The sequence below is a fragment of the Fimbriimonas sp. LA-C6 genome (assembly GCF_055398105.1).
Genome location: NZ_AP038796.1, coordinates 3825846 through 3850404, shown reverse-complemented (window position 1 = coordinate 3850404; position 24559 = coordinate 3825846). Strand labels below are relative to the sequence as shown.

At 52.1% G+C, this 24559-nt stretch carries 25 protein-coding genes and 1 other RNA gene; 14 read left to right on the top strand and 12 right to left on the bottom strand.

Going from position 1 to position 24559, the window contains the following annotated elements; translation table 11 throughout:
- The first annotated feature begins 61 nt into the window (after window positions 1-61).
- The 5 genes from ACZ51B_RS17700 (at window position 62) to ACZ51B_RS17680 (ending at window position 3702) form a co-directional block, all read left to right on the top strand.
- Window positions 62-562 (top strand): hypothetical protein, encoded by a 501-nt coding sequence (locus ACZ51B_RS17700; protein WP_464294668.1) that lies wholly within the window; start codon window positions 62-64, stop codon window positions 560-562.
- Window positions 563-665: 103 nt separating this feature from the next.
- On the top strand, window positions 666-1094 hold the full coding sequence (locus ACZ51B_RS17695; RefSeq protein WP_464294667.1) for a PadR family transcriptional regulator: 429 nt from the start codon (window positions 666-668) through the stop codon (window positions 1092-1094).
- A gap of 1 nt (window position 1095) precedes the next feature.
- Window positions 1096-1899, top strand: coding sequence for a hypothetical protein (locus ACZ51B_RS17690; protein WP_464294666.1), 804 nt, complete (start codon window positions 1096-1098; stop codon window positions 1897-1899).
- Window positions 1896-2921 carry a hypothetical protein gene (locus tag ACZ51B_RS17685; protein ID WP_464294665.1) on the top strand — a complete coding sequence of 342 codons (1026 nt, stop codon included), beginning with the start codon at window positions 1896-1898 and terminating at the stop codon, window positions 2919-2921. The genes ACZ51B_RS17690 and ACZ51B_RS17685 overlap by 4 nt, the downstream gene beginning before the upstream one ends.
- A gap of 175 nt (window positions 2922-3096) precedes the next feature.
- Window positions 3097-3702, top strand: coding sequence for a hypothetical protein (locus ACZ51B_RS17680; protein ID WP_464294664.1), 606 nt, complete (start codon window positions 3097-3099; stop codon window positions 3700-3702).
- On the opposite strand, the gene recR is transcribed toward ACZ51B_RS17680, so the two are convergent.
- The 10 genes from recR to trpD form a co-directional block, all read right to left on the bottom strand.
- Window positions 3662-4258: a recombination mediator RecR gene (recR, locus tag ACZ51B_RS17675; protein WP_464294663.1), complete on the bottom strand. Its 597-nt coding sequence runs from the start codon at window positions 4256-4258 to the stop codon at window positions 3662-3664. The two genes, ACZ51B_RS17680 and recR, sit on opposite strands and share 41 nt — an antisense overlap.
- Before the next feature lie 61 nt (window positions 4259-4319).
- Window positions 4320-4655, bottom strand: coding sequence for a YbaB/EbfC family nucleoid-associated protein (locus ACZ51B_RS17670; RefSeq protein ID WP_464294662.1), 336 nt, complete (start codon window positions 4653-4655; stop codon window positions 4320-4322).
- A gap of 25 nt (window positions 4656-4680) precedes the next feature.
- Complete coding sequence (dnaX, locus tag ACZ51B_RS17665) at window positions 4681-6288, bottom strand: DNA polymerase III subunit gamma/tau (protein WP_464294661.1); 1608 nt, start codon at window positions 6286-6288, stop codon at window positions 4681-4683.
- Between the two features lie 35 nt (window positions 6289-6323).
- Window positions 6324-6422, bottom strand: an RNA gene (gene ffs, locus ACZ51B_RS17660) — signal recognition particle sRNA small type.
- Window positions 6423-6534: 112 nt separating this feature from the next.
- The gene (locus tag ACZ51B_RS17655; protein ID WP_464294660.1) at window positions 6535-8007 is read right to left on the bottom strand and encodes a tetratricopeptide repeat protein; all 1473 of its coding nucleotides are present in this window, start codon (window positions 8005-8007) and stop codon (window positions 6535-6537) included.
- Between the two features lie 3 nt (window positions 8008-8010).
- The gene (locus tag ACZ51B_RS17650) at window positions 8011-8802 is read right to left on the bottom strand and encodes an ABC transporter permease (protein WP_464294659.1); all 792 of its coding nucleotides are present in this window, start codon (window positions 8800-8802) and stop codon (window positions 8011-8013) included.
- Complete coding sequence (locus tag ACZ51B_RS17645) at window positions 8799-9743, bottom strand: ABC transporter ATP-binding protein (RefSeq protein WP_464294658.1); 945 nt, start codon at window positions 9741-9743, stop codon at window positions 8799-8801. Before ACZ51B_RS17645 ends, ACZ51B_RS17650 begins: the two co-directional genes overlap by 4 nt.
- Before the next feature lie 345 nt (window positions 9744-10088).
- A complete protein-coding gene (locus tag ACZ51B_RS17640) occupies window positions 10089-10688 on the bottom strand; it encodes a phosphoribosylanthranilate isomerase (RefSeq protein WP_464294657.1) in 600 nt (199 codons plus the stop codon).
- Window positions 10682-11467 (bottom strand): indole-3-glycerol phosphate synthase TrpC, encoded by a 786-nt coding sequence (gene trpC, locus ACZ51B_RS17635; protein WP_464294656.1) that lies wholly within the window; start codon window positions 11465-11467, stop codon window positions 10682-10684. Before trpC ends, ACZ51B_RS17640 begins: the two co-directional genes overlap by 7 nt.
- Window positions 11464-12480 carry an anthranilate phosphoribosyltransferase gene (gene trpD, locus ACZ51B_RS17630; protein WP_464294655.1) on the bottom strand — a complete coding sequence of 339 codons (1017 nt, stop codon included), beginning with the start codon at window positions 12478-12480 and terminating at the stop codon, window positions 11464-11466. The genes trpC and trpD overlap by 4 nt, the downstream gene beginning before the upstream one ends.
- A 124-nt stretch (window positions 12481-12604) precedes the next feature.
- Here trpD and ACZ51B_RS17625 point away from each other — a divergent pair, with 124 nt between their 5' ends.
- The 6 genes from ACZ51B_RS17625 (at window position 12605) to ACZ51B_RS17600 (ending at window position 17506) form a co-directional block, all read left to right on the top strand.
- Window positions 12605-13030, top strand: a complete 426-nt coding sequence (locus ACZ51B_RS17625) for an NADH-quinone oxidoreductase subunit A (protein ID WP_464294654.1) — start codon at window positions 12605-12607, stop codon at window positions 13028-13030.
- Window positions 13030-13638 carry an NADH-quinone oxidoreductase subunit C gene (locus tag ACZ51B_RS17620; protein ID WP_464294653.1) on the top strand — a complete coding sequence of 203 codons (609 nt, stop codon included), beginning with the start codon at window positions 13030-13032 and terminating at the stop codon, window positions 13636-13638. Before ACZ51B_RS17625 ends, ACZ51B_RS17620 begins: the two co-directional genes overlap by 1 nt.
- Before the next feature lie 272 nt (window positions 13639-13910).
- Entirely contained in the window at window positions 13911-14852 is a 942-nt protein-coding gene (locus ACZ51B_RS17615) for a prepilin-type N-terminal cleavage/methylation domain-containing protein (RefSeq protein ID WP_464294652.1), read from the top strand.
- 355 nt (window positions 14853-15207) lie between these two features.
- Complete coding sequence (gene nuoD / locus ACZ51B_RS17610) at window positions 15208-16425, top strand: NADH dehydrogenase (quinone) subunit D (RefSeq protein ID WP_464294651.1); 1218 nt, start codon at window positions 15208-15210, stop codon at window positions 16423-16425.
- 77 nt (window positions 16426-16502) lie between these two features.
- Window positions 16503-16973, top strand: coding sequence for a tetratricopeptide repeat protein (locus ACZ51B_RS17605; RefSeq protein ID WP_464294650.1), 471 nt, complete (start codon window positions 16503-16505; stop codon window positions 16971-16973).
- Complete coding sequence (locus ACZ51B_RS17600; protein ID WP_464294649.1) at window positions 16970-17506, top strand: DUF3267 domain-containing protein; 537 nt, start codon at window positions 16970-16972, stop codon at window positions 17504-17506. The genes ACZ51B_RS17605 and ACZ51B_RS17600 overlap by 4 nt, the downstream gene beginning before the upstream one ends.
- Window positions 17507-17541: 35 nt before the next feature.
- On the opposite strand, the gene ACZ51B_RS17595 is transcribed toward ACZ51B_RS17600, so the two are convergent.
- A complete protein-coding gene (locus ACZ51B_RS17595; protein ID WP_464294648.1) occupies window positions 17542-18606 on the bottom strand; it encodes a glycosyltransferase family 4 protein in 1065 nt (354 codons plus the stop codon).
- 117 nt (window positions 18607-18723) lie between these two features.
- Between ACZ51B_RS17595 and ACZ51B_RS17590 the strand changes: the two genes are divergently transcribed.
- Window positions 18724-20040 (top strand): MFS transporter, encoded by a 1317-nt coding sequence (locus tag ACZ51B_RS17590; RefSeq protein WP_464294647.1) that lies wholly within the window; start codon window positions 18724-18726, stop codon window positions 20038-20040.
- Here the strand turns inward: ACZ51B_RS17590 and ACZ51B_RS17585 are convergent.
- The gene (locus ACZ51B_RS17585) at window positions 20037-21440 is read right to left on the bottom strand and encodes a DUF5666 domain-containing protein (protein ID WP_464294646.1); all 1404 of its coding nucleotides are present in this window, start codon (window positions 21438-21440) and stop codon (window positions 20037-20039) included. The two genes, ACZ51B_RS17590 and ACZ51B_RS17585, sit on opposite strands and share 4 nt — an antisense overlap.
- A gap of 181 nt (window positions 21441-21621) precedes the next feature.
- On the opposite strand from ACZ51B_RS17585, the gene ACZ51B_RS17580 reads away from it, so the two are divergent.
- Complete coding sequence (locus ACZ51B_RS17580) at window positions 21622-22074, top strand: Hsp20/alpha crystallin family protein (RefSeq protein WP_464294645.1); 453 nt, start codon at window positions 21622-21624, stop codon at window positions 22072-22074.
- Window positions 22074-24512 carry an endopeptidase La gene (gene lon, locus ACZ51B_RS17575; RefSeq protein WP_464294644.1) on the top strand — a complete coding sequence of 813 codons (2439 nt, stop codon included), beginning with the start codon at window positions 22074-22076 and terminating at the stop codon, window positions 24510-24512. The genes ACZ51B_RS17580 and lon overlap by 1 nt, the downstream gene beginning before the upstream one ends.
- The last annotated feature ends 47 nt before the right edge of the window (window positions 24513-24559 follow it).

Genomic DNA, 24559 nt, shown 5'->3' with positions numbered 1-24559 from the left:
TCTCTGGGCTATCTGACTGAACCTACACTGCCCTTTCGCGTCTACCGAAGATGAGGAAGACATGAATTCAAAGAAGATTCTTATTGCAAGTGTGTTCGCAGTCGCAGCTGCCATGGCAGCCGCCCAGTCGCCAATCAAAGGTTCGACAAAGCAGGTCAGCAAGCAAGACCTACTCCTGTTGCAACAAGACTTGATCGCCGCTGTGGACAACATGTCCGCCGCGCTGCCCATCTATCACGGTCACCGTGCCAATGCCCTCCACAAGAGCCACCACGCGCTCGAAATTATGGACCGCGTATTGAAGTCCGCGAAAGCTTCAAAGAAGGCCGCGGCCAAAGGCGCCAAAGACACTACAGCCTTCAAAAGTGCGAAGAAGCAATACACCGCTGCCCAAATTGCAGCCTCACTCGATTCCATGAAGCGGGGCCTTGCCGCACTTCAAGACGCCTCCCTAGGCCTCAACAAGATGAACGCCAACGCAGGCAAGCGAAGCGCCGAAGTGCTGAAACTCGTCACGCAGTCCATCACCGAGTGCAACATCGCGATCAACTATCATAAGTAGTTCAGTTCAAGCCCTCGTCTTCCATTAATTTGAAGGCGAGGGCTTCTTACATATTTTCCATTCATACCTCTAAAAACAATGTATAGTTGATTTAGAGGCATGAATGTCATTCAAAGGTGATTTAGAGGCGTTAATTCTAGGGGTGCTCGACGGCACCGAAATGCACGGCTACGAGATAGCCAAACGCATCCGACAGCTAAGTGAAACCGCCCTTTCCTACGGAGAAGGCCAACTCTACCCGGCGCTTCATTCGCTGGAGCAAGACGGACTCATCGTAGCCTCATGGATCCCCCAAGAAGGCAAACCCGCTCGAAAGGTCTATCGGCTGACCGACGAAGGAACAGGAGCTCTTGCTAAGAAAAGATCTGACTGGGAAGCGTTCGCCAAGGGAGTCGGCGCAATCCTCGACCCACGCAAACCGGTGTTGGAGTGTAGACGCAGTCAAGGAGCTTCTGACTTGTCCATTGGAAACAACATAGTCACATCGATAGGCCAAGCGCTGTACCGACGAAGACGCCTGAGGAGGGCATGATATGGCTCAAAAGCTTGAAAGCTCTGAAGACATGTACTGCTCAGCTGTGACCGACCACGACGAACATGTTAAGTTTCGAGACTCCTTTGGTTTCGAGAAGGAGAAGGTACTGCAACTTGGAGCAATCACTTTTTTCGTCATTATGCTGGCCACTCCTTACTTGGAACTGATTCTGAGAGAGTTAGCCGTTTACAAGCATCCAGCCTGGCTTATGCTTGCGATAGGATTCGGTTTTTATACGGTTGCCGGACTTCTCATCGCACGAAAATGGCATGTTAAGAAGCTGCTCTTCGCTTCGATCCTTGGCACCGCGATTCTTATTACTCACCTCTTCGTACTATGGGCACCAATTGATCAGAACGGAGTGATCTCCTGGGTTCCAAACGATCTGGCTGCTGAATCCGGACGAGATGACAAAGTTTTCATGGAGCACTTTCAAAATGAATTAGCGCAGCTGAAGGCAAAGCAGAAATTGTTGCGGGATGGGAAGCCCGAGCGGACTCCGTCAGGAGGCTACCTTGCAGCTTACGTCGTTCCAATCGAGAAAGATCCGTTTGGAATTCATCGAATCCGATACGTCTCTGTACAAACGGCTCCGGAAGCTGAAGTCTCGTTCCGTAAAGCTGACAGCAGCTTTGATGCCGACACATCAAGATGGCGGATGAGGATCCCAGATGCAAAAGAACGCATGGCACTTGCCTTTATTCATGCATTGATTAACTTCGCGATCACCCTGTTTGCAGGAGCCTGGATGAACGGATGCGGGGTGGCACTTGATGCAGCGCTAAAGCGGAGGCATTCATGAATCCTCGGATCGAGAGGTTCCTCAACGACGTCGAGCAGGATCTCCATGATTTGCTTGAACCAGTTGAACTCAAAAAGCAACTTGATGAATTAAGGGCACATCTTCAAGACGCTGTCGAAGAACATGAATCGAGCGGCTCGCACGATCCCACTGGAGACGCTCTCAATTGTTTTGGGAGCCCGGTGAAGTTCACCGAATCACTCTACGGAGTACTCAGACATGGCCCCGCCCGGGAGGCAGAACGCGCAGCTCTCTTATGGTGTTCGGCAATCGTCTGCGCTCCCGTGTGTGCCGACGTAGCTGTGGACTTCGGCGCTCAGTTTACGGGAATGGATTTTAGACTAACCTGGATGTGGATTCCTCTTCTTTGGATGTGTTTCCACTTCATACGCCGGTCCATGCGGGTGAAAAGAGTTATCGGGTTTAGAATTGCTGGCGTGGTAGGTGCCGCCTTGGCTTTCTCAATCATTCTTGGAGGGTTCTCCAGAGCAGCTTCAGGAGACATCACCATTGCCAGAGGCACTGTCATCAAGCGACACGCTGACAAAAACGATAATCTGATCCGCAATTTGAATGACAGACTCGAAGTGCTTCGATCGGGAAACAAGGTCTTTCTTGAGGAAACGAACCCAAGCAATGTTGGTGAGTTCCGCGTGTCAGATGGATACTTAGCGCCCTCGCTTCGAGATGGAGTGAGTGAGCGTATCAAGAAAAGTGGAGGAGAATATTTCGACAGTGACTTCGTTTTAAGATCGGTTCCGACCTATGCTGAGGCGTCTGCTGACTGGAACAAGTATTTTCTAACAATGGAAAGCGCTCTGCAGCAAGCTGTCAGAAGAGAGTACGCGGAGAAAGCCAATCTGATGAGTGCCGTCCACTCGGGATGGTGGGAAACGGTTCGCCTAGATCTCCCATACAAATCAATAGTCGCAATAGTCACCTTTGTCTGGCTAATCCTGATGAATGCAATTGGCATAGCTCTGGGCCAACGGCGCAGAAACAGCCGCAAAAGCAGGGCTTGATTTCTCACGACCGGTGCAACCGCGGGAGCAGTTCAACTGTAATCTCATTTACATCGCGATGAAGTCATTATCAAGCCAAAGGGTTCTGTTCATGAGTCTTTGGGGATCCTTTGGTGTGATCGCGGCCTCGTTCACATGCAATAGCTTGTCTCTAGCTATCTGTCTCATCTTAGCCATGGGACTTGTTGTAAGTCTTAGCTGGATCGAAAATAGAATCCAGTGGAAAACATTCGTCCAAGTTCTGGTCCCTGCCTTCCTGTTGATCTGGACTATTGCCTCACTCGGTAGCTTCGCTTTGAAGGATGGTTACGCTTACCCACGGTCCGAACTCAAGACACTTCTTTCCACCCAGGCGAGACTCAAAAGTAACCGACAAGAGTTTTTGAGCCAACTCACAAGCTACACACGCGCTCGATCCAGAGGAGATTTGGCTCATGCGAAACAGCCTCACCGCGGTGTCAGGATTCGCAACGGACATATGTCTTTAGAGCAAGTCATCTCTTGGAAAGAAGCGGACTCACTTTGGAAGCGCGCGGAAAACAACTACTTACCTCTTGTCGAAAAACAGACCCAAGAAAACGAACCGACACTTAGTCGATACGCTGCTCAAGGGATCCCATGGTGGTCTGCGTTTCCCGCAACTTGGCTAGATTCTCTGATGGAGACGGTACTGCTCTGGTCCTACTTCCTACTCATTCAGATTGGAACCGTACAAACAAGAGAACTCTCTCGTCAGGTCGCTACATCTCTCGGCGGTACTCAAGGGCGCTCAGCAAAGTAGCCGAGTCAGCATAGTCAAGCTCTCCACCCACGGGCATGCCGTGCGCTAGGCGACTCACGCGGGTGACCAATGGTTTCAGCAAGCGAGCTAGATAGAGCGCCGTGGCATCCCCTTCGATGGTGGGGTTCGTAGCTAGGATCACCTCTTCAGTCATGCCGTCCGACAGAGTCGCGATCAACTCCTTCACCCGCAACTGCTCAGGGCCAATGCCATCCATCGGGCTTAACAAGCCGTGGAGCACATGATAGTGGCCCTTATACTCGTGGATCCGCTCCATGGCGGCGATGTCCTTGGGTTCGGCGACAATGCAGAGAAGGGAATGATCGCGACGAGAATCGCGACAGATTTCGCAGGTCTCCTGCTCAGAGATGTTCTGACACCGTGCGCAAAACCTCAGCTTGATCTTCGCGTTTCGAATGGAATCCGCCAAACGATTGGCCTCTTGCTCGGGCACTCGGAGCAAATGATACGCGAGACGTTGCGCAGACTTCGGGCCAACGCCGGGAAGCTTCTCAAGTTCAGAAATTAGTTCAGCGAGGGGACGCGCAAAGAGCATAGGGCTTAAACATAACGACGGCTGGAACCCTGCAAAGAGTCCCAGCCGTCACATGGGTTGATTACATATTGAGGCCAGGAATGTCTGGCATGTCAGGAAGGATGCCTTGGACCTTCGCGTTGCGCATTTCGGTAGCCTTTGTAAAGCCATCTCGCACGCAACCTACGATCAGGTCTTCGAGAGCCTCGGAGTCTTCAGGATCGATGACCGATTTGTCGATCGAGATTTTGAGCAGTTGGCCAGTGCCGTCAAAAATAGCCTTTACTGGGCCCTTGTCGATGTCAATTCGTTGCGCCTGGAGCTCATTCTCGAGGGTCTGAGCGCGAGCCATCGCATCCTGCATCTGCTTCATCATGCCGCCGAAGCCGGAGCCGCCAAAGTTCTTAGGAAGTTTCATGGTTAGGTTTTAATAGTCGCTTCAATTAGGGCGCCTGAGGTGGATCAGGTTCTTGCCCAAAGATGTCCTTCATCAATTGTTCGAGTCGACCACCCTCAAGAGGCAATTCTACCGCGCCGCTGTCTTCTGCAAGCGCTGAACTGTTTCGGGTCACTTCGAATCGTATCTCGTACTGTTCGCCACCCACTTCTTGGAGAAGCTTGTTCAGGTGGCCGATTCTCTGCGGACGCTCGTGCATCCAATCATAGTCAAACTGGCGACTGAGCTCAATGATAATCGTATTACCCTCTGCTCTGCCGTATACAGCCTCCTGCAACTTCCGGCCCATTGGGGTCTCTTCCGGAACTTTAGCAAGCGTAAGCTGCCAAATCCCGTGAGGAGTATCAGGTGTGAGCTGTTTTACTGCAACAGATGCCGGTGCAGGAACTTCGACGTTGACCTCGGGAGTCACATGAGGCTCCTCAATCTTAGGTTTCGGCTGCTCGACTACTGGCCTAGGCGCACGCGTCTCTTGCTGAACGGCCGCTCTCAAAGGAGCCTGAACCACCTGCGTGGTCGGCATCGAAAGCCGAACAAGCTCACTCTCTAACCAAAGTCTCGGCAGAGTGATGTCACGGATCGTCTTGTGAGCCTCCGCGAGATCTCCACGTAGACGCAGAATCGAATCACGCCCTACTCTAGCTGCCGTCTCGTGGAGCGAAGCTTCCCGAGTCGCATCAACGCCGGGAGTTGCAAGTTGATAGGAAGCTCTGGTCAGATCCGACAGACGGTACAACAGAGATTCCAAAATCGCCCTGGGATCTCTGCCGAGACGAGCAATCTGAGCGAGGAGGTCCATGATCTCCGGAACGCTCCCGTCTTTGATCGCTACGAGGATTTGATCAACAACCTCTTCGTTCACAAGACCGAGCTGATCGTAAACCTGCTGCAAGGTGATGTGACCGTCACTGGTTAAAATGGCTTGTTCAAGCAGAGTTAAAGCATCTCGATATCCGCCATCTGCCATCCTTGCAATTGCAGATACAGCCTGTGGCTCAGCTTGAACACCTTCATGCTCGGCGACATATTGAAGCCGCGAAACAAGGTCCGCCATGCTGGCTCGGTGAAACTCGTGCTTCTGACAACGCGACCTAATGGTGGGAGGAACTTTGTTGAATTCCGTAGTCGCTAGGATAAAGACGATATGGGGAGGCGGCTCCTCGACGGTCTTGAGCAGCGCATCAAATGCCTTACTGCTCAAGTCATGGACTTCGTCGATGATGAACACCTTATAGCGGCAAACCATCGGCTGATACTCCACAGCCTCAACGATCTGCTCGCGAATATCATCCACACCGCTCTCGCTGGCAGCGTCCATTTCGATAACGTCAACGCAGCTACCTTGGGTGATGCTCAGGCAGATCTCACACTCATTGCAAGGCTCAGCTGTTGGCCCTTTCTCACAGCACAAGGCTTTGGCCAGCAGACGTGCCGTGCTGGTCTTTCCAGTTCCTCGTGGCCCGGTAAACAGAAAACTATGGGCAATGCGGCTGCTGGAGATCGCATTTTGGAGTGTTCGGACAACGTGGTCCTGCCCGATGAGATCGCCAAAAGTTTGGCTGCGATACTTGCGGTACAGGGATTGATAGGCCATCTTATTGCCGATGGTTTAGAGCGGGGAAATCGCTTTAATGCCGGGAATACTGCATCGCACAGAGAATCGATTTACCATTGCTGCCTTCCGGCCCTGGCGGAGTTCGTCAACCTGCTGCCGCGCAGTTCCCGACCGTTGATTGTAGCATTCCTGCGGGGCTATTTGAACCGACTTGGTGCCAACTAAAACAGAAAAGGCACTCCAGGTTGTCCTGGGGTGCCTTTTCCTGAATGTGTAAGCGAGAGACTACTTGGATCCGTCCGTTCTCAACGATGGAATCGTCAAGATGGTGTCGTCTTTATCGTAGGTCTGCTTGGTTTCTACGTAGTTAGGACTCTTCAGCACAGGGACCTTATCCTGCCACTCACCGCGGCGCTTGATCTGGTCTCGTGTGAGGGTTCCCTTCCAGTAAACCACTCGCTGTCCCGGTCGAACATTGGTGTTGAGGAAGTGACTATCGGTCATTCCTTCACCATTCCAGGAGAACTTGTCCTGGATGTGCGGAGGAGCGCTGCGAGGGTTGTAGTAGAACTCCACATCGTAAGTAGGCGATGTGAACGGATACATCGTGGGGTCCTTGCTCATGTCGACCTTACGGTTAAACCGTCGGTTTCGTACAAAGAGCTGATCCTGCATAAAGGTTTTATCCTTCGGAGGATCGAGGTTCACGCTGTTGGAACCATCCCAGTTCATTCCTGCCGGAGTTCCCTCAGGATAATTCGAATCCTTCAGCACCACGCGAATACGGGTACCAACGGGCTGAACTCCCCAAGTTCCTTCAAACCGAATAACGCCTGCTTCCACAACCGTAGCTTTGACGCTAAAGTTGACATCGAAGGGGGGACTCACGTCGTAACCAACGAGCGAGCGACCTTCCTTCTTGGCAACTTCACCGCGCTGGACCAATCGAACCAAGTTGGTGTCTATGTTGCCTTCAAGAGTCTGCGCAATCTGGCCGTTACCAAAGGACTTGTCCTTCTGAAACTCAGCAATCGCTGTATCGTGCAATGAGAAGTAGGTTTCGATACTCTTCTCAGGCTTTCCATCGCGCTGGTACGCCATGGCCAAAAGGTTCTTTCGCGCAGGAATCATATCCGTGCGCTTTTGAGCTTCGATAAACCACTTCACTGCGTTTTCGTAGTTATCGTCGATCTTGTGATACCAGAGCCAACCGGTCTCAAAGAACATCTCGTACGTTTCAGGATTCTGCTCGCAACCTTCTTTTCCAAGTGCTAGAGCCGATGGAATGTACCTTCGGTCGGACCGCTGCTCTTCATCGGTGAAGTTATAACCGATGTGCCACATACCCGTAGCGAATACGTCGATCTGGTGAGGATCGAGAATCGTTACCAATCGGATGATTGGCAGAATCGCATCGTAGTTACCCGTGTCAAAGAAAGCATCTGCACGAACCCACAAGATGCCCGCGATCATCTCTCGGAAACCGGAGAGCGCGAACAGGAAGGTGTCAGGCGAGAGGCCGGTCGCGTTCATCACGCCCTTGTTCTGGTTGAAGTCAGAAGACCAGTGGCTGCCAAGGCCCCACATGGCTGGCTTCTGAACACCAGCTTTTAGACGCTTGAGCGTTTTGCCGTTTGCCAGCGGCACCTTCTCAAAATCCGTAGTCTGAGGTTGCGGTCCAAGACCGCGCTGGAGCACACCCTGCCCCAGAGCGCAAACCGCCAATATTCCAAATAGCGTTGTCCTTAGACTGCTCATAACTTAGACCTCTCTTCTATCGAACACGAGAATGCCGCCTACCAACAAAATTCCGATATAGAACAGTCCATAGATCGTCACTTGCAGGTAGTAAGTCGACTCGTTCTGAATCGTCTGGTTAGGATTGATCAGAGGGTTCTGAACGTTATAGTTAGAAAAGTTCGGCAGGATCGTATTAACAATCGTTGCGAAAAGCTTTGCTACAGCAGGAGTCGTGCTGTTCTCTTGCATGGTTTGGAAGAACGGATTGAAGACCGTTCCCAGCAAGTACAGACCGCCCGACAGGAAGAAGTTAACCAGTGGCGAAACAAAAGTCGAGAAGAAGATTCCAACAGCTGCAAGCAGACACATCTGGATGAAGTACATCGCAGGTGCTTTTAGCAACTCGGCAGCACTCGTGAGATCTTTGCTGTTCTGTTGGAAGAAGAACATGAGGACCATGACCACGCTCATTAGCGCCATCATGAGACCCAACGCTCCAATCGCGCCCAGATACTTGCCGACAAAGAACTGCCAGCGCTGCACAGGCTTAGAAAGGATCGTGTAGATCGTTCGTCGCTCAATCTCGTTCGGAATCATATAGACGGTAAGAACGACTGCAATCAGTGCGCTTACCAGCTGGATAATTCCGAGCATCATGCTCTTCAAAACAACCGTCTCGGATCGTGCGGACAAAACGCCAAGTCCTGGCGCAATGAACAAGATCAGAACGCCGATAAGCAAGATGACAAGCAAAACCTTTCGGCGAATTGCTTCGCCAATGGTTGTTCCGGCAATTGCAAGAATCGGTCTCATTTCGGTGCGCCCTCGGCAGCTTGAGTCGAACGGGGTTTGCTGGTGACCGTTTCGACAAAGAGATCTTCCAGTCGCTTTCTTCGAGGAACGACACTAATGATTGTTCCCTTCGCATTGCGAACGGCATCAATCACGGAGTTAGGGTCGTTCTCTTCTGGAACGTCTAGAAGGAATCCAACAGGCAGGTTACGCACATTGCCATCGGCAATCTGCATATCCTTCAGGAACTGCTCAGGTACTCCGTCCACGGTGATTTCAATTCTTCCACCGCGTAGCAGGTCTGTCAGTTTGCCCTGGCGCTCGATGACGCCCTTGTTGATAATGGCAACTCGGTCGCAGATAAGCTCAACTTCGCTCAACTCGTGGCTAGAGATGAACACAGTTCTGCCTTCGTCGCGGAAGCCAAGGATGAGGTCGCGAATCTCTCGGTGCGCAATCGGGTCAAGACCACCGGTTGGCTCGTCCAAGAACAATAGCTTAGGATCGTTGATCAAGCTCTGGGCTAGACCAATTCTCTGCTGCATACCCTTCGAGTACTGAGAGATCGTTTTCGTCTGGTCGCGATGGAGGTTAACCTTTTCCAGAAGCGCCTGGAACTTGGCCTTATCGTTGATACCGAAAAGGGAGCCGTAGAACTTTAAGATCTCCGGGCCCGTCATATGTTCGTAGTAGTAGGGCCTTTCTGGCAGATAACTGATGAGACGATGCACATCCATGTCGCCAATTTCTTTACCGAGGACATAGCCCTCACCAGAAGTTGGATAGATGATGCCTAGTAACATCTTGATTGTCGTTGTCTTACCGGCACCGTTAGGGCCGAGGAAGCCAAATATTTCCCCTTCCTCCACATGGAGGTCGAGGCTTTCAACAACGTTGATCTTGCCGGCTTGGCGGGATTTATAGCTTTTCGTGAGCTTCTTAGTTTCGATGGCGGCGGCCAAGGGCTGCACACCTCCCTTCGTTGGTTGGAGTCGGAGTATACCTACGGGTGCAAAAAACGGGCCGATCAGTCTTTACAAACCACAACCCGGTACGAGTACCTGTAGGTGCGTCGCGGCGTAAGTTTAGTAGACGATTTCCCAATTTCTTGGGATACCTGGTATTTGCAGACACAAACGCAACAAGAATCATCACACCTTTTACGCGTTAAACGTATATAATCCCAACAGGAACCAAGGGGCTGGAGTTCTCGGTTGCGAGGAAATCTCGCTAAAAAAGAAGAACAAGGTCTTGGTGGAAGCCTTGCGGGGGCGTTCTTTGCTCTCCTTTCAACGTCCCCGCATTTTTTAAACGCCCTTTGCGGCCTGAATAAAGTCGCGCACTTTGTGGCTATCCTTAACACCCGGACGCTCTTCCACACCGCTGCTCACGTCCACGGCAAAAGGCTTTACGATCTGAATGGCATCTGCGACGTTGTCAGGAGTCAGGCCGCCAGCTAGGATCACAGGAACATTGGAAAGCGCAACGATCTCCTGCGCTAGCTCCCAGTTCACCGTTTTGCCGCTGCCACCATACTCTTTGTCTGAGTAAGCATCGAGAAGAACGGCGGACGCATGAATCACGGTCTGCATGACATCCCGAGCTGACTGAGTCGGGCGCATGCGAATCACATGGATCCGTTTAGGCGACGGCTCTGGAAAAACATCCCACTCAACTCCCTGAATCACATCAAACAGTCCCTTCGCCACCGGACGATCCACTCGCCCAAATACCGCCACCTTGATGGGCATAGGCGGCAGAACGCTGATCCACGGCAATTCGCCATCTCCAATGAAGCGGGGGCTTGATCGCTCAAAAATGAACCCAAGAGCATCGGCTCCCATATCGATCGCGTGCTCAGCATCGGCGGCGTTCGTCAATCCGCAGATCTTAACCCGCGTTACCAATGCATCACCTCTTTAACCTTCTGGCCGATGTCTTCTGCCGCACAGAATGTAGTCCCAATGAGCACCGTTCGTGCGCCCCATTCACTTACCAGTTCGATGTCAGCAAACGTTTCAAGAGCGCTCTCGCTCACCTTGACAGCCCCGTCAGGCATAAGCGGCAACAGGTTCCGGCTTATGTTTAGGTCGGTCTTGAAATCTGCTAGATCTCGGTTATTAACTCCTATCAGAGAAGGATTGAGTCGTTTTGCGCGCTCTAATTCTTCTTCCGTATGCACTTCGACCAAAACATCCATCCCGAGCTTCTGTGTGGCGAGTTCATGGAGATCATGAAGAGCTTCATCTTGGAGCCCTGCAACAATTAACAGAACCGCGTCGGCTCCCCAAGCGCGAGCTTCATAAGCCTGATAGGGCTCGGCGATAAAGTCCTTTCGCAAACAAGGCAAGGCCGTATTAGCCTTAGCAAGAATCAAATTCTGGGCGCTGCCCTGGAAGTAGTGCTCGTCTGTCAAAACACTCAGAGCAGTAACCCCAGCCTCTTCGTACGTTCTGGCAATCACTGCAGCGTCAAAGTTGGGTCGGATCAACCCCTTCGAGGGGCTCGCTTTCTTGACCTCCGCGATCAATGAGACCTTACGAGGAGATTCAGCGAGAGCTTTTCGAAAACCCCGTGGCTCCGGGGACGATGCTGCCAGCTTCTCAATTTCAGTAGGTGACACCTTCGCCTTTGCTGCAAGAACCTCTTCGCTCTTTCTATGAAATATTTTGGCAAGAACGCTCACAGGTCTTCATCTCCATTAGAAAGCTCACGAAGCTTTTGAACAGCAGCGCCGGACCGGATCGCAGCTTTCGCTCGCTCCGTGGCCTCAATAAACGACTCCTCAATGCCGCTAAGGACGATTGCAGCGGCGACACTCGGAAGAATCGCCTGGCTTCGGGGTGATTCAATATCGCTAATCGCTTCCAACAATATCTGAGCATTCTCCTCAAGTGTCGCTCCAGGGCTCAACGCCGAAGGATCTAGTGGTTTAAGACCGAAATCTTCAGGCGTAAATGTCTCGTTCGAAACCTTGCCATGCCAAACCTTTACGACCTCTGTCGGAGCACAAGGCGAAATCTCGTCTAGGCCGTCCTTGCCGTGGACCAAGAACGATCGTGTCGAGCCCAAAAGGTTGAGGGCCTCGCCCATGCTTCGCATCAAACCAGGCTCAAACACTCCAATGATCTGGCGCTTCGCTCCCGCAGGATTCGCAAGTGGTCCCAGCTGGTTAAAGACTGTTCGGAATCCCAGCTGTTTCCGGGCTGCTGCAACATGCCGTACAGCAACATGGTGAGTCTGAGCGAACATGAAAACAATCCCCTTTGTTTCCAACGAATGAAGCAATTGCTCGGGGTCACCGGCCAGCTTCACGCCCAGATGTTCTAAAACATCGACACTTCCACAAACCGAGGTCACCGCTCGATTCCCGTGCTTTGCTATCCTCACCCCGGCTGCGGCTGCGACAATGGCTGATGCAGTGCTGATATTGAAGCTCGGGATACCTCCACCAGTCCCACATGTATCCACTAAGTCTTCATAGTTATTCGAAACCGTGGATGCCATTTCCCTCAAAACCGTCGCAAAGGCAGCTAGTTCACGCGTGTTGCACCCCTTCACCCTGAGGCCCAACAATACGCCACCAATCTGAGCGTCCGTGGCTTCCCCACTCATGAGGAATCGCATAAGTTCTTGTGCCTGTTCGGGCGTGAAGTCTTTGCACGCAAGCAGCGGTGCAATCAGATCTGGAAAAGCCATCTGCCTAAGCGTACCAAGTCCGGGTGTCTGGCCTTATCTACATCCAAAATTGACGGTAAATCTCTGCAAATCACGGCGAGTTCTGTAAAGCGCGAACCCCTTCCTCCGGTAATATCAAAACCTGATGCAGGGTCAATACATCGGAATCTTAGTGCTCATCGCAATCGCAGCCATCATTAGCTGCGTGATGGTCACCATCTGCTGGGTTTTAGGTCCCAAGAAGCAGACTCCATACAAGTCCGCCCCATACGAGTGCGGTGTGGAGCCAGTGGGAGATACCCACGAACGATTCCCGATCAAGTTCTATCTCGTAGCCATCCTGTTCATCCTCTTCGATATCGAAGTCGTCTTCCTATGGAGTTGGATGACCGTGTTCAAAGGTTCAGACACGGAGTTCATGGTGTTTAGCTTCCTAGAGTTTCTTGGCTACATGACCACTTGGGTTATCGGTTACGTTTATGCAATCAGAGTCGGAGCTATCGATTGGGATGAGACAACCACCATCGCACCAGAAAAACTCGGCACAACTGCCGTTGGAGCCAGCCTTTAATGCCAGTCCCAATGCTTGGTGAAGAGCGGCTCGAAGTCGCAAAAGTCCGAGAGAAGTTTGCGGACTCACTCCTGAAGGTCAAAACTTACCGAGAAGAGACTTTCCTCTGCGTCAACCGAAACGACATCGTTCAAGTTCTAGAGTTTCTCCGTGACGACGAAGATCTTCAGTACACGTACTTCGTAGAGTGTGTCGGTGCAGACTACAGCACCTGGACCCACGAACGAGACCTGGAAGAGCGTTTTGAAGTGGTCTACAATCTCGTCAGCCTCAAGCACAACTCTCGCATCTTTGTGAAGGTCGGCGTAAACGACGGCCAAACTATTCCATCGGCTATCCCAGCCTATATGGGTGCGGAATACCCAGAACGCGAGATATCCGACCTGTTCGGAATCGTGTTCAAGGGCAACGAGATGCGTCCTGGAGAGAGATTCCTGCTTCCTGACGATTGGGCAGGCTTCCCACTACGCAAAGAGTATCCGCTCGGCGGAGAGGATGTCCTGTTCGACGGTGGAAGCCGTGGTCCAGCCGTGGAAGACATGGCCAAACCTCACGCAGGCGAAAGCTTCGAGGGCCGCACGGGCTCCACTGAAGTAAGCGGCCGCTGACCCTCTTCAGTGTTTTCATCTCCGGCCGCGGTTCTGCGGCCAAACCTTCCCTTTTCTTCTTCCAGATTGGTCCTATTTCCAAGTTTTTGGAATTTTCTTGTTAAGAAAATGAGTAGTTCTTAGCAATCGACACGTCGAATAAATATTGATTTCTTGTTGCCAAACCTCAAGCATGCAGTAGCCCTAGCATGTGAGAGTTGCTAGATGGAGATACCTCTATCGCACGGCTGACAATCATCTCGGCCTTGGAATACAAGGCAACAGGAAATTATATGAAACGATTAGCATTCACACTCATTGAATTGCTGGTGGTTATAGCAATCATCGCAATCCTCGCAGCAATCCTCTTCCCGGTTTTTGCGCAGGCTAAAGAAGCCGCAAAGAAAACTCAGGCTCTTAGTAACACTAAGCAGATGGGTACTGGCATTGCCATATATTTGACTGACTCCGACGATATATATCCAATGGCTTACTCACAACGTGCGGCCGGAACCTGGAGAACAGGCACGGTTCACCCAACACCAGCAAATGTTGTAAACACCGGAGGATGGGACGGAGCAGACATAGTTGCTCAGGTTCAATGTCAGTGGGCAAACTCAATTCAGCCCTATATCAAGAACTGGGGGCTCTATGCTTATCCAGGTCAGAGCAAAACTACCATCGACTCATCATTCACACCAGGCGTTCGACCCGCGGAAGTAGGTCTCACGATGAACGGCCTTATGCACACTTACAGTGGAACAGCGGTTAACTCACCATCTGTCGCAGTGCTGCTTTGGGGAGGCATGGGAAATACTTCACTAGTAGGCAGGTCAGCTGCTAATCCATCACTAGTCTGCCCCTCAGCAGGTGATTGCCGATTCAATCCAGGCGGCATGCCACAAGGCACAGCCACCACTGGATGGGGCTCAACTACAGCTGGATGGGGCAACTTCAACTCTGGCTATAAAGTCTGGGCATTCCAAGGAGGAACGATCATCGTTCACGCTGATACCTCAGCCAAGTTCCAGAAAGTGGGTACAAACGCAGTTGCAGACAGCGGAGGGGCAAGTGCTGGGTACGACAGTTGGAGCGTTGATCCGTACAATAGGGTTTATCCAACGTCAACCGGACAAGGCTTCGGCTACTGGGGTGGAAACTGTCCAGACGGATACTGCGACACAGCAACACAGGTCTTTTACCACGCATTCTTCCGACCCGACAGAAGCAAATAAGATGAAAAAGTACGTATATCTTGCATGCGTCCTTGGGGCAACCCTATGCTCTGGTTGTGGAAACAAAGATGATTCCACACCAAATGCAGCGTCTATTAAGAGCACAACGAAAGCCCCGCCAGGCGCAGAGGGCACCTCCACCCAAAACGCTGGCGGTATTAGTAAACAAGACACAACGCCCTAGCTTCGCTAACATTTTGGGGTGACCGAAAGGTCGCCCCATAGGCTACACTCCGAGAATCCGCGGGCCAAACCCCTGACACTTGGCAAATTCCACCGGATCGTTTCCAAGTTCGAGAAGTCGGATGGCTCCTATCTGTGGCCAATTCAGGTAGCCTCTAGGGAGTCTTTTATCATGTCCACTCACACCTTCATGCCGTCAACGGAAACGGTCTTCCAACGGGCCGGAGAGAACACCATGATCGTCAACATGGGTCCCCAGCACCCATCGACCCATGGCGTTCTCCGAGTGATCTGCGAACTTGAGGGTGAGACGATCATTCAGTGCAAGTGTGTCATCGGATACCTTCACACAGGCATGGAAAAAGAGGCCGAGTATCAGCAGTACAACAAGTGCGTGCCGATGACCGACCGAATGGACTACCTCAACGCAAATGGCAACAACCTCGCCCATGCGTTAGCGGTTGAAAAGCTTCTCGGCTGCGAGATTCCAAAACGAGCCCAATACCTCCGGGTCATCCTTGCAGAATTAAGCCGAATCGCCAGCCACCTCGTCTGGCTGGGCACACACGCCCTAGACCTGGGCGCGATGACCCCCTTCTTCTATCTCATGCAGCAGCGCGAACTGATTCTCGACATGTTCGAGATGTTCGCTGGCGTCCGCATGATGCCAAGCTGGATCGTGCCAGGTGGACTCCGAGGCGACATGCCAGATGGCTTTGCAGAGAGGCTCAATAAGTTTCTAGCCGGATTCCTTAGCGAGTTAGAGGTCGTAGAGAACCTCCTCGTGAGCAACCCAATTTGGAAAGAGCGAACCTACGATGTAGGTGTTCTCACCGGAGCACAGGCCCTCTCCCTCGGATGCAGTGGACCCATCATGAGAGCAAGCGGTATTCCGTTTGACCTTCGCAAGGCCATGCCCTACAGCAGCTACGAAGATTTTCAATTCCAGATTGCAGTAGGTGATCGCGGTGACGTATACGACCGATTCTTGGTACGCAATGCCGAGATGAAGGAGAGCTGCAAGATCATCCGGCAAGCCCTTGACGGATTGCCAGAAGGTCCCTGGAGAACCACCGACCGAAAGATCTCCCCTCCTCCACGCGAAGAGCTAGACAGCTCAATGGAATCGCTCATCCACCACTTCAAGCTGTTTACAGAGGGCTACCACCCTCCCGTAGGTGAGGCTTATGCCGGAATTGAAGGATCGAAAGGCGAACTAGGGTTCTACATCATCAGCGACGGTAGCAACCGCCCCTATCGATGGCACGAGCGTCCGAGTTCCTTCATGAACCTCAAGTCCCTTGAAGTACTGGCCGTAGGACGTCTGCTTTCCGACGTGATCGCCATCATCGGATCCATCGACATCGTTCTCGGCGAAATCGACAGGTAACTCTTCAATATTGCTTGGGTGATTTACGTAAATCACCCAAGCAAACGGTATGATTTCGGATTGCAAGAGTACTATCCATGAGCAATCCCGGTACGCCTCCCCCACAAATTCCGCCAGTGGTTACTGCTGAAGACCCCTTTCAGCCTCCCAAGCCGGAACCAATCCACCTTTTCCCTCTTCCACCACCCATCTCAGTGGCCGTCATCCTCACCATCGTGGTGTTCGGTATTGCTCTCGTGCGGCTTCCTGGCGCCATAAGTCTAGGTATTCAATATGAGAAGGCTCAGAGTCTGATGGGTGCGGAAAAGAACAAGGAAGCCGCTGAACTTCTAAAACCCCTATCTGAACAGTTCCCTACATCGCATCAAGTCAAAATGGACCTAGCCCTCTGCTACGCAAAGTCCGCTCAGTTCCAGCAAGCAGCTACCATCCTAGCTACTTTCGATGGAATCAAAGTTTCAAAAGAGGAAAACCAGAAACTCACTGCCATTGAATCCTACTTCCCCAAAGGACCAAACTCTGTAAATGTGGAAGGAGGCGCTCAGTGATTCCCGGCTTCCTCATCACCTGGGCCACATTCCCAGGAGTCATCGTCCACGAATTTGCCCATGCCCTCTTCTGCAAGCTCTTTGGAATCGACATCTATGCGATCAAGTACTTCCAATTCAGCACTTTCGGACAACCTGCTGGCTACGTAATTCATGGCCCAGCCAAACACACCTGGCAACACATCCTTGTGGGGACAGGTCCATTCTTTGTCAACACGGTTGTAGGCGCAATCATTGCCTCACCGGCAGCGATTCCGGTGCTAAAGTTTGGCGGAGGAGACCTGTTAGACTATTTCCTCATGTGGCTCGGCGTGTCTATTGCTATGCATGCCTTCCCAAGTACCGGAGATGCAAAATCAATCTGGGCGGACATCACTTCACCTGGAACCTCGGTTCTCACTAAGGTCTTTGGCATGCCGATTGTCTGCCTAATCTACATCGGAGCGCTCGGCTCAGTAGTCTGGTTAGACGCACTTTACGGCATTGCAGTGGCAGGTCTTTTGCCCAATCTGATCATCAAAATGCTGTACTAATTGAACAAAACCCTTTCGGGCCCCGCGCGGAAGGGTCACCGTCCAATAGCACGGACATACACATCTTCAAACCGATTCGCCATTTCACTAATCGTGAACTTCTGCTCAACGGTTCGCCGACCTTCGCGGCCCATCTCTTCTCTAATCTCGTTGTTAGAAAGCAGATAACTCACCGCTTCGGCAATGCTCTCAGGACGCAAATCAACCAGCAGACCCGTCTGGCCGTGCCTCACTACTTCAGGCAACGCGCCCACTTTGCTGGCAACAACAGCCTTACCCCGAGCCATGGCTTCTATCGCCGCAACGCCAAACGTCTCCATGTAACTAGGAAGAGTGCTCAGAGTAAAGGTGTCCAACAGACGGGGGATGTCATGCCGAACGCCAGTGATAGTCACTCGACCTCCCATGTTGCTGTCCGCGATTGCCTGGTCAACCTCAGGTCTAAACTGCTCATCCACCCGACCAACTAGTAACAGATGGGCGTCTGGATAATCGCTCTTAAGCGCTCCCATCGCATGGATCAGCTCAACTTGACCCTTATCGCGGCAAACTTTCCCGATAAGCCCAACAATCTTCTTGCTCGCGTCAAGGCCAAACTCATCAAGCGCAAGATCCGAAGTCGCTGTAGGCTCAATATCCACAAAGTCTGTTCCGTTATAGACGGTATCAATGAAGCCCTTAGGAACACCTTGACCGTGCAACATGCCGGCTACAAAGTTAGATACTGCAACCAGACGGTTCTTCTTACGAGCCAGTCGTCGATAAATCTGATCATGGTTCGCGATATGAACACTTGTAACAATCGGCACACCTGTGAGGAGTCCAAGTGCGTGTCCAATATAAGCTGATCGCGTAAGATGCGTGTGGACCACGTCGATCTTGTGACGGCGAACCTCGCGAGCCGAGAAAGCCATCGTCCTCAACCAACCGGTTCCCTTCATCCGAATGTTGTGAACAGGGATGCCGTCTGACTCTAAGATAGTTGTAAGCCAACCTGCACTCGGCGTAAGAACTTCGACAAAATGACCCCGCCTCTTAAGCTTCGTAGAGAGCGAGTAAACGTGACGCTCCGCCCCAGAAGTGGCGCTGCTTGAGCACATTTGTAAGATTCTTAGCGGTTTTGTGTCCCCCACAGCTGTTTTTGCCACCAATTCTTACACCAGATCATACCAGAGTGGGCTCCCCAGGCATGGTATGGAAAGCTGCCATACTAAGTTATGGATTCCGATGCTTCACCCCGAGCGAGTGGGTTGAAGCGAATGGTCTCAGGGTCTCGTCTGGCACGCGTGCTGAGATACCCCGACTTCCGGCTCCTATGGATCGGAGCGTTTGTCAGTTTCACGGGAAGCTGGGTGGAGAAAGTTGCCCAGGGCCACTTCGTTTACGAACTCACTAAAGACGAATCCAAGCTCGCCTTCGTGTCATTTGCTTGGAGTTTCCCCGTTCTGGTTCTCGGACTCTTTACCGGAACGCTTGCAGACCAACTCGACAAACGACTTGTGCTGGTATGGACACAGGCACTCTTCGGAATCCTGGCCTGCATCTTGGCAGTAGCAACCTATTTTGGCTTCGTCCAGTACTGGCATATCGTCGTGATCGCATTTCTCAACGGCGTCATCTCCACCATCGAAATGCCCACACGACAAAGCGTTGTCAGCCGCGTCGTGCCTCCAGAAGAGCTAGCAACCGCTGTGCCCGTGAATGCAATGACCTTCAACATCGCACGGATCTTCGGTCCGGCGATAGGTGGTCTTACACTTGCCTTATTTGGCGTTGCAGCTTGCTATCTCCTGAATGGCATCAGCTTCTTTGCCCTGATCTGGGCATCGCTTGCCATCAAGTCCAACCTCAAATCCACCGAAGTCGGAGTTGGGTTCCACCGAGACATTATTTTTGAAGGTGCACTCTACACGCTGCGCGACCACCGCCTGCGTGCCCTATTTCTTTTAGAGTCAGCCACTGCCATTTTTGGTCTCGCATACATCCCACTTCTGCCCGCATTTGTTCAAGACATCCTGACGACCGCCGATCCAAAGCACGGGCTAGGTTTCGCTTATACGGCTGTCGGAATCGGTGCTCTTGCCGGACTTCTCTGGGTGACTCACCTGGCAGATAGTCCCCGAAAAGGAACAATTATCCGCGCTTCCATGCTCGTGATCGGACTCGGATTGCTACTGGTGAGTGTCCTGAAAATTCCCTGGATCGCGTATCTGGTGTTCGGAGTAGTTGGGATGGCGTCGATTATGCAACTCAACACAACCAACGCACTGTTCCAAACGCTTGCCCCAGAACGGTTGAGAGGCAGAGTCATCGCGATGCACATCTGGGCACTCAATGGACTCTCGCCGTTCGGCGTGCTGTTCTTTGGTTGGCTAGCAAACATGACCCGAACAGCAAAACACCTCCCCACCTGGCTGCCGAGCGTGGGAGTTCCGCTGGCTTTCCAGGTGGGAGGCGTCTTGATGCTGATTGGGGCAGCCGCCGCGTTCCTTTCGAAACGCGGCCTAGCAAACCTCATTCCAAGCTCAGCCTAAGGGCGAACAATACGGATGCTCTTTGCAGTGAATATCCCCGTGCTCGGGTCATATTCACCTTCAACGGCTATCTTAAGATCCACTGACAGCAGCCCGAAGAATGCGGACTCGGTGATGTTGCCATCACCATTGTGGTAAGCAGCGTCCTCCTGCATCACAACAGTAATCGACTTGCCAAGGGAGATAGACATACCTGCCCAGCCGGTGGCTTTGATCGTTACAGTGTTTCCGCTGAGATCAGATGTCGAAAGCGTTCCAAACACGTGGGCAAGTTGATGATGATCCTCGCCACCGTCACCGCCGCCGACCGAGTGCTCGCTCTCAAGCTTCACACGTACCGCCGTCAATGTCTGACTGGACACATCCAGCGTCCCTTCCACATCAACAGTATCACCTACCGTTGCGAGCGCAAAGAAAGCTGATTGAGTCAGTGACACACCGCTCTTTGAGAAGAACTGGGTGTTCGAGTCTGTATTGACCGTTCCAGTGATGGTAGTTGGCTGGTACTTTTCCGCACTCTTAATGGTCACAGTCATCGAGGGAGAACTCAGTGTTGCAATAAGCCCTTCAGCTTTGACGTTGTGGTTCTGCTCAACAACCTTCTTGAGCCTAATCGTCGACGCAAGGAGCGAGTTCGTCGTAGCATCAAAAACACCACGTACTTCCACCGTCTCGCCGTTAGCCAAGACAGGAGTATCCGATCCGTCATTGTTGAAGATCGAAGTATGCTCGTCGGTATTCACGGTGAGTAGACCCAACTTGAACGTCTGAGTCGGTGCCGTGCCAGTAAGACCCGCGATGATGCCCGGGTGACTACTGTCTTCGTGCTTGGTCTTGTCCGACAAGCCAACCCCATCACCTTGTTTGACATATTCTCCAGACGCAGAAACCACATTTCCGACGAGGTTCCACTTCGCTAAATCAAAATCCAACACCAGGTTTGTTCCAGTCGTGACGACCTTCGGCGTACCAAAATTCATCGTGATGAGCTTGTTCGTCCCGTCGTTGTTCTCAAATGCAGCCTTGGTTCCTGTGGTGGCTCCCGTTGGATAAATCACCACGTCTTTGGCAAGCGTGATATCAGCCCCATTATAGGTACCAGCGGGAATCGATCCGGCTCCAAGCAGAGTGAACCGAGCACCGTTCGAGTCATGGAGCGTGTGAAGATCTACAGTTCTTCCCACCGGGTCATCATAGATCGTTTGGCTCTTATCATTTGACTTCAAAACGACCTTCTTAATCGTTACCCAAACGTGATCGTAACCCTGGTTGAGGTCATCCGATGCAAAGAGGTTCATCGAAGTCGATCCAGCAGAGCCTCCACCACCTCCTCCGCAACCCGCGATGAATCCACTTAGCACGATTCCCGTTACAACGAACAGTTTTTGAAATAAGGTCATTCAGTCCTTCTCCTTCGATTGGTCCAAAACTCACGGCTGAGACATAGTCTCTGAGTTCATCTTTCTTTGCTATCGGCATTCCTCAGCCAGAAAAAACACCTGTCACGCTACGCTTAACGATTTGTCACGCTAAGTCCCAATACCATGGATTCAGACCCCTCCCTCAAGTACAATCCGTTGTATGCCGCGCCGTGAAGTCGAGGAGTGGTTTTGGCATGTTGGCGAAGACATGCAGCGAATGGCCGAAGAACTGACTCGGTCTAGACCGAGACTGGCGAACGCTCGGTTTTGGGAACCTCGTGTCGACCTGATCGAAGAAGATCATCGCTTGCTTCTCAAAGCTGAAATTGCAGGTGTGCGTGGAGAGGACGTCACGCTGCTGTACATTCCAGAGCGCCACAGCGTGCTACTCCGAGGAACGCGGCCGGAAGAGGACTTTAGCGACGGAAGTCGACAAGGTGTTCATCAACTAGAAATTTTTTACGGCGACTTTCAAAGGGAGGTGCGCCTCCCTGAAATCAGCATCGACGCACGAGGGATCAAAGCGCAATATCGCAATGGGTTTTTAGTCGTGATGATTCCAAAGGTTGATCGAGTCGTCGTATCAAAGACTGTATCCGTTAAGAAGGTCTAATGGCAGAAGTTAAACTTCCCATCTTGGATGAGGAAATCGAGGAAGGAGAAATCAGTGAGCCCCAGATTCAGGAGCCCTCTGATGAAGAACCCAAGCCCGATGTTCCCTCAGAACTAAACATATTGCCACTCCGCGATAGCGTGATTTATCCCATGCTCATCGCCCCTTTGAGCGTGGCAAGAGAATCGAGCGTTCAACTCATCGACGAATCGATTGTCGGAAATAACAGGGTGATCGGCGTAGTAGCACAACGCCAACCTCACGACGACAATCCTGGATTCGATGACGTTTACGAATATGGATGTGCAGTCATCATCCGAACGCTTGTCAAAATGCCAGACGCGGTGCGTCTCATCGTTCAAGGTGTCACTCGCTTCCGCATCGTAGAGCGTTTGCAAGAACAGCCCTACCTACGCGCGAAGATTGAAGTCTTAGAAGACATCATCCCAGCAGATGACAAGTCCGAAGAGATGGAGGCATTGCGCCGATCGATTTCGGCCCTGTTCGAGCAAGCAATCCGGTTGTCACCGCAACTCCCTGAAGAGTTGCGAAGCCTTACCCAAGCAGTTCAAGAAACCAATGTGATGGCAGATCTCGTCGCCGCTCACATGACTCTTGCGGTAGGCGACAAGCAGACCATTTTGGAGACCACCGACGTCTCGAAGCGGCTGCGAGTGCTACTCGAAATGCTCGGCAAAGAAGTTCGTGTGCTCGAACTCACCAGCAAGGTACAAAACGAAGTCAACACCGAGCTCAGTAAGTCGCAGCGCGAATACTATCTGCGAGAGCAACTCAAAGCGATTCAGCGAGAGCTAGGTGAAACCGATGATCGTGGCGAAGAGCTCGACGAACTTCGTTCACGTATTGACAGCGTCCAACTCAGCGCTGAAGCGCTCAAAGAAGTCAACCGAGAGTTCGACAGACTTCGCCGCATGAACCCCGGCGCGCCCGAATACACCGTCTCAAGAACCTACATCGACTGGATGCTCTCCATGCCATGGGGACTCTCGACGGAAGACAACCTAGATCTCGCACACGTAAAGGAAGTCTTAGACTCGGATCATTTTGGCCTTGAAAGGATCAAGGACCGAATCATTGAGTTCCTAGCGGTCCGAAAGGTCAAAACTGAAGGCACCATTCGCCAACCGATCCTTTGTTTCGCAGGCCCCCCAGGTGTCGGTAAAACCTCCTTAGGTCGGTCGATTGCGACAGCATTGGGCCGAAAATATGGTCGAATCTCACTTGGCGGCATGCGGGACGAAGCCGAAATTCGAGGTCACCGAAGAACCTACATCGGCGCCCTACCTGGACAAATCATCCAGTGTCTCCGTCGCGCTGAGTCGTCCAACCCAGTAATCATCCTGGACGAGATCGATAAACTAGGGCAAGACTTTCGAGGCGACCCCTCTTCAGCTCTCCTGGAAGTGCTCGACCCCGAGCAAAACTCCACCTTTAGGGACCATTACTTAGACATTCCGTTCGATCTGTCTAAGGTGTTCTTTATCACCACGGCCAACCGACTCGACACCATCCCGGCCGCTCTGCGCGACCGAATGGAAGTCATCGAACTTGGCGGTTATACAGAAGAAGAAAAGACTGAGATCGCCGTAAGGCACCTCATTCCAAAGCAAATTGAAGAACATGGCCTCAAACCCTCACAAATCGTTTGGAAGCGTGAAGCTGTCCAAAAGCTCGTGCGTCACTACACCCGCGAAGCGGGCGTCCGAAACCTTGAGCGCGAAGCCGGTTCGGTCGTTCGGAAAGTCACCCGAATGGTGGCTGAAGGACAAACCGCAAAGATCACGGTAAACCCCAAGTTCATCGAGACAGCCCTTGGCTCCCCTCGCTATCTACACGACGAAGTCGTCGAGCGGGAGATGACGCCCGGTACGGCCGTTGGACTCGCATGGACTCCTGTAGGCGGAGATGTCCTCTTTATCGAGACAGCGAAAATGCCTGGTCACAAGAGCCTGATCGTCACGGGGCAACTCGGAGACGTCATGAAGGAGTCGGTAACGGCAGCCCTCAGCTATGTCCGCAGCCATCTCGATACACTCAAGATCAACCCTGATTTCTATGACAAAATGGAAATCCATGTCCACGTCCCAGCAGGCGCAGTCCCCAAAGACGGCCCCAGCGCGGGTGTGACCATGCTCACGGCTCTTACCTCTCTACTTACCGACCGAAAAGTAAAACCCCGCCTAGCCATGACTGGAGAAATCACACTCAGTGGGCAGGTCCTCCCAGTCGGTGGAATCAAAGAGAAGGTGCTTGCTGCCAACAGAGCCGGAGTGGAAGTCCTGATTCTTCCCGATCAAAACGAGAAGGACTACATGGAGGACGTTCCCATCGAGATCCGTCATAAGCTCAAGGCGCACTTCGTGAAGAGTGCCGATCAAGTCCTCAAGATCGCCCTCGAAAAGGCCGCGAGAGGTTAATTTAGCTGGGCACTATCTTCTTGAGAGTGCCCAGTTCTAAACTTGTA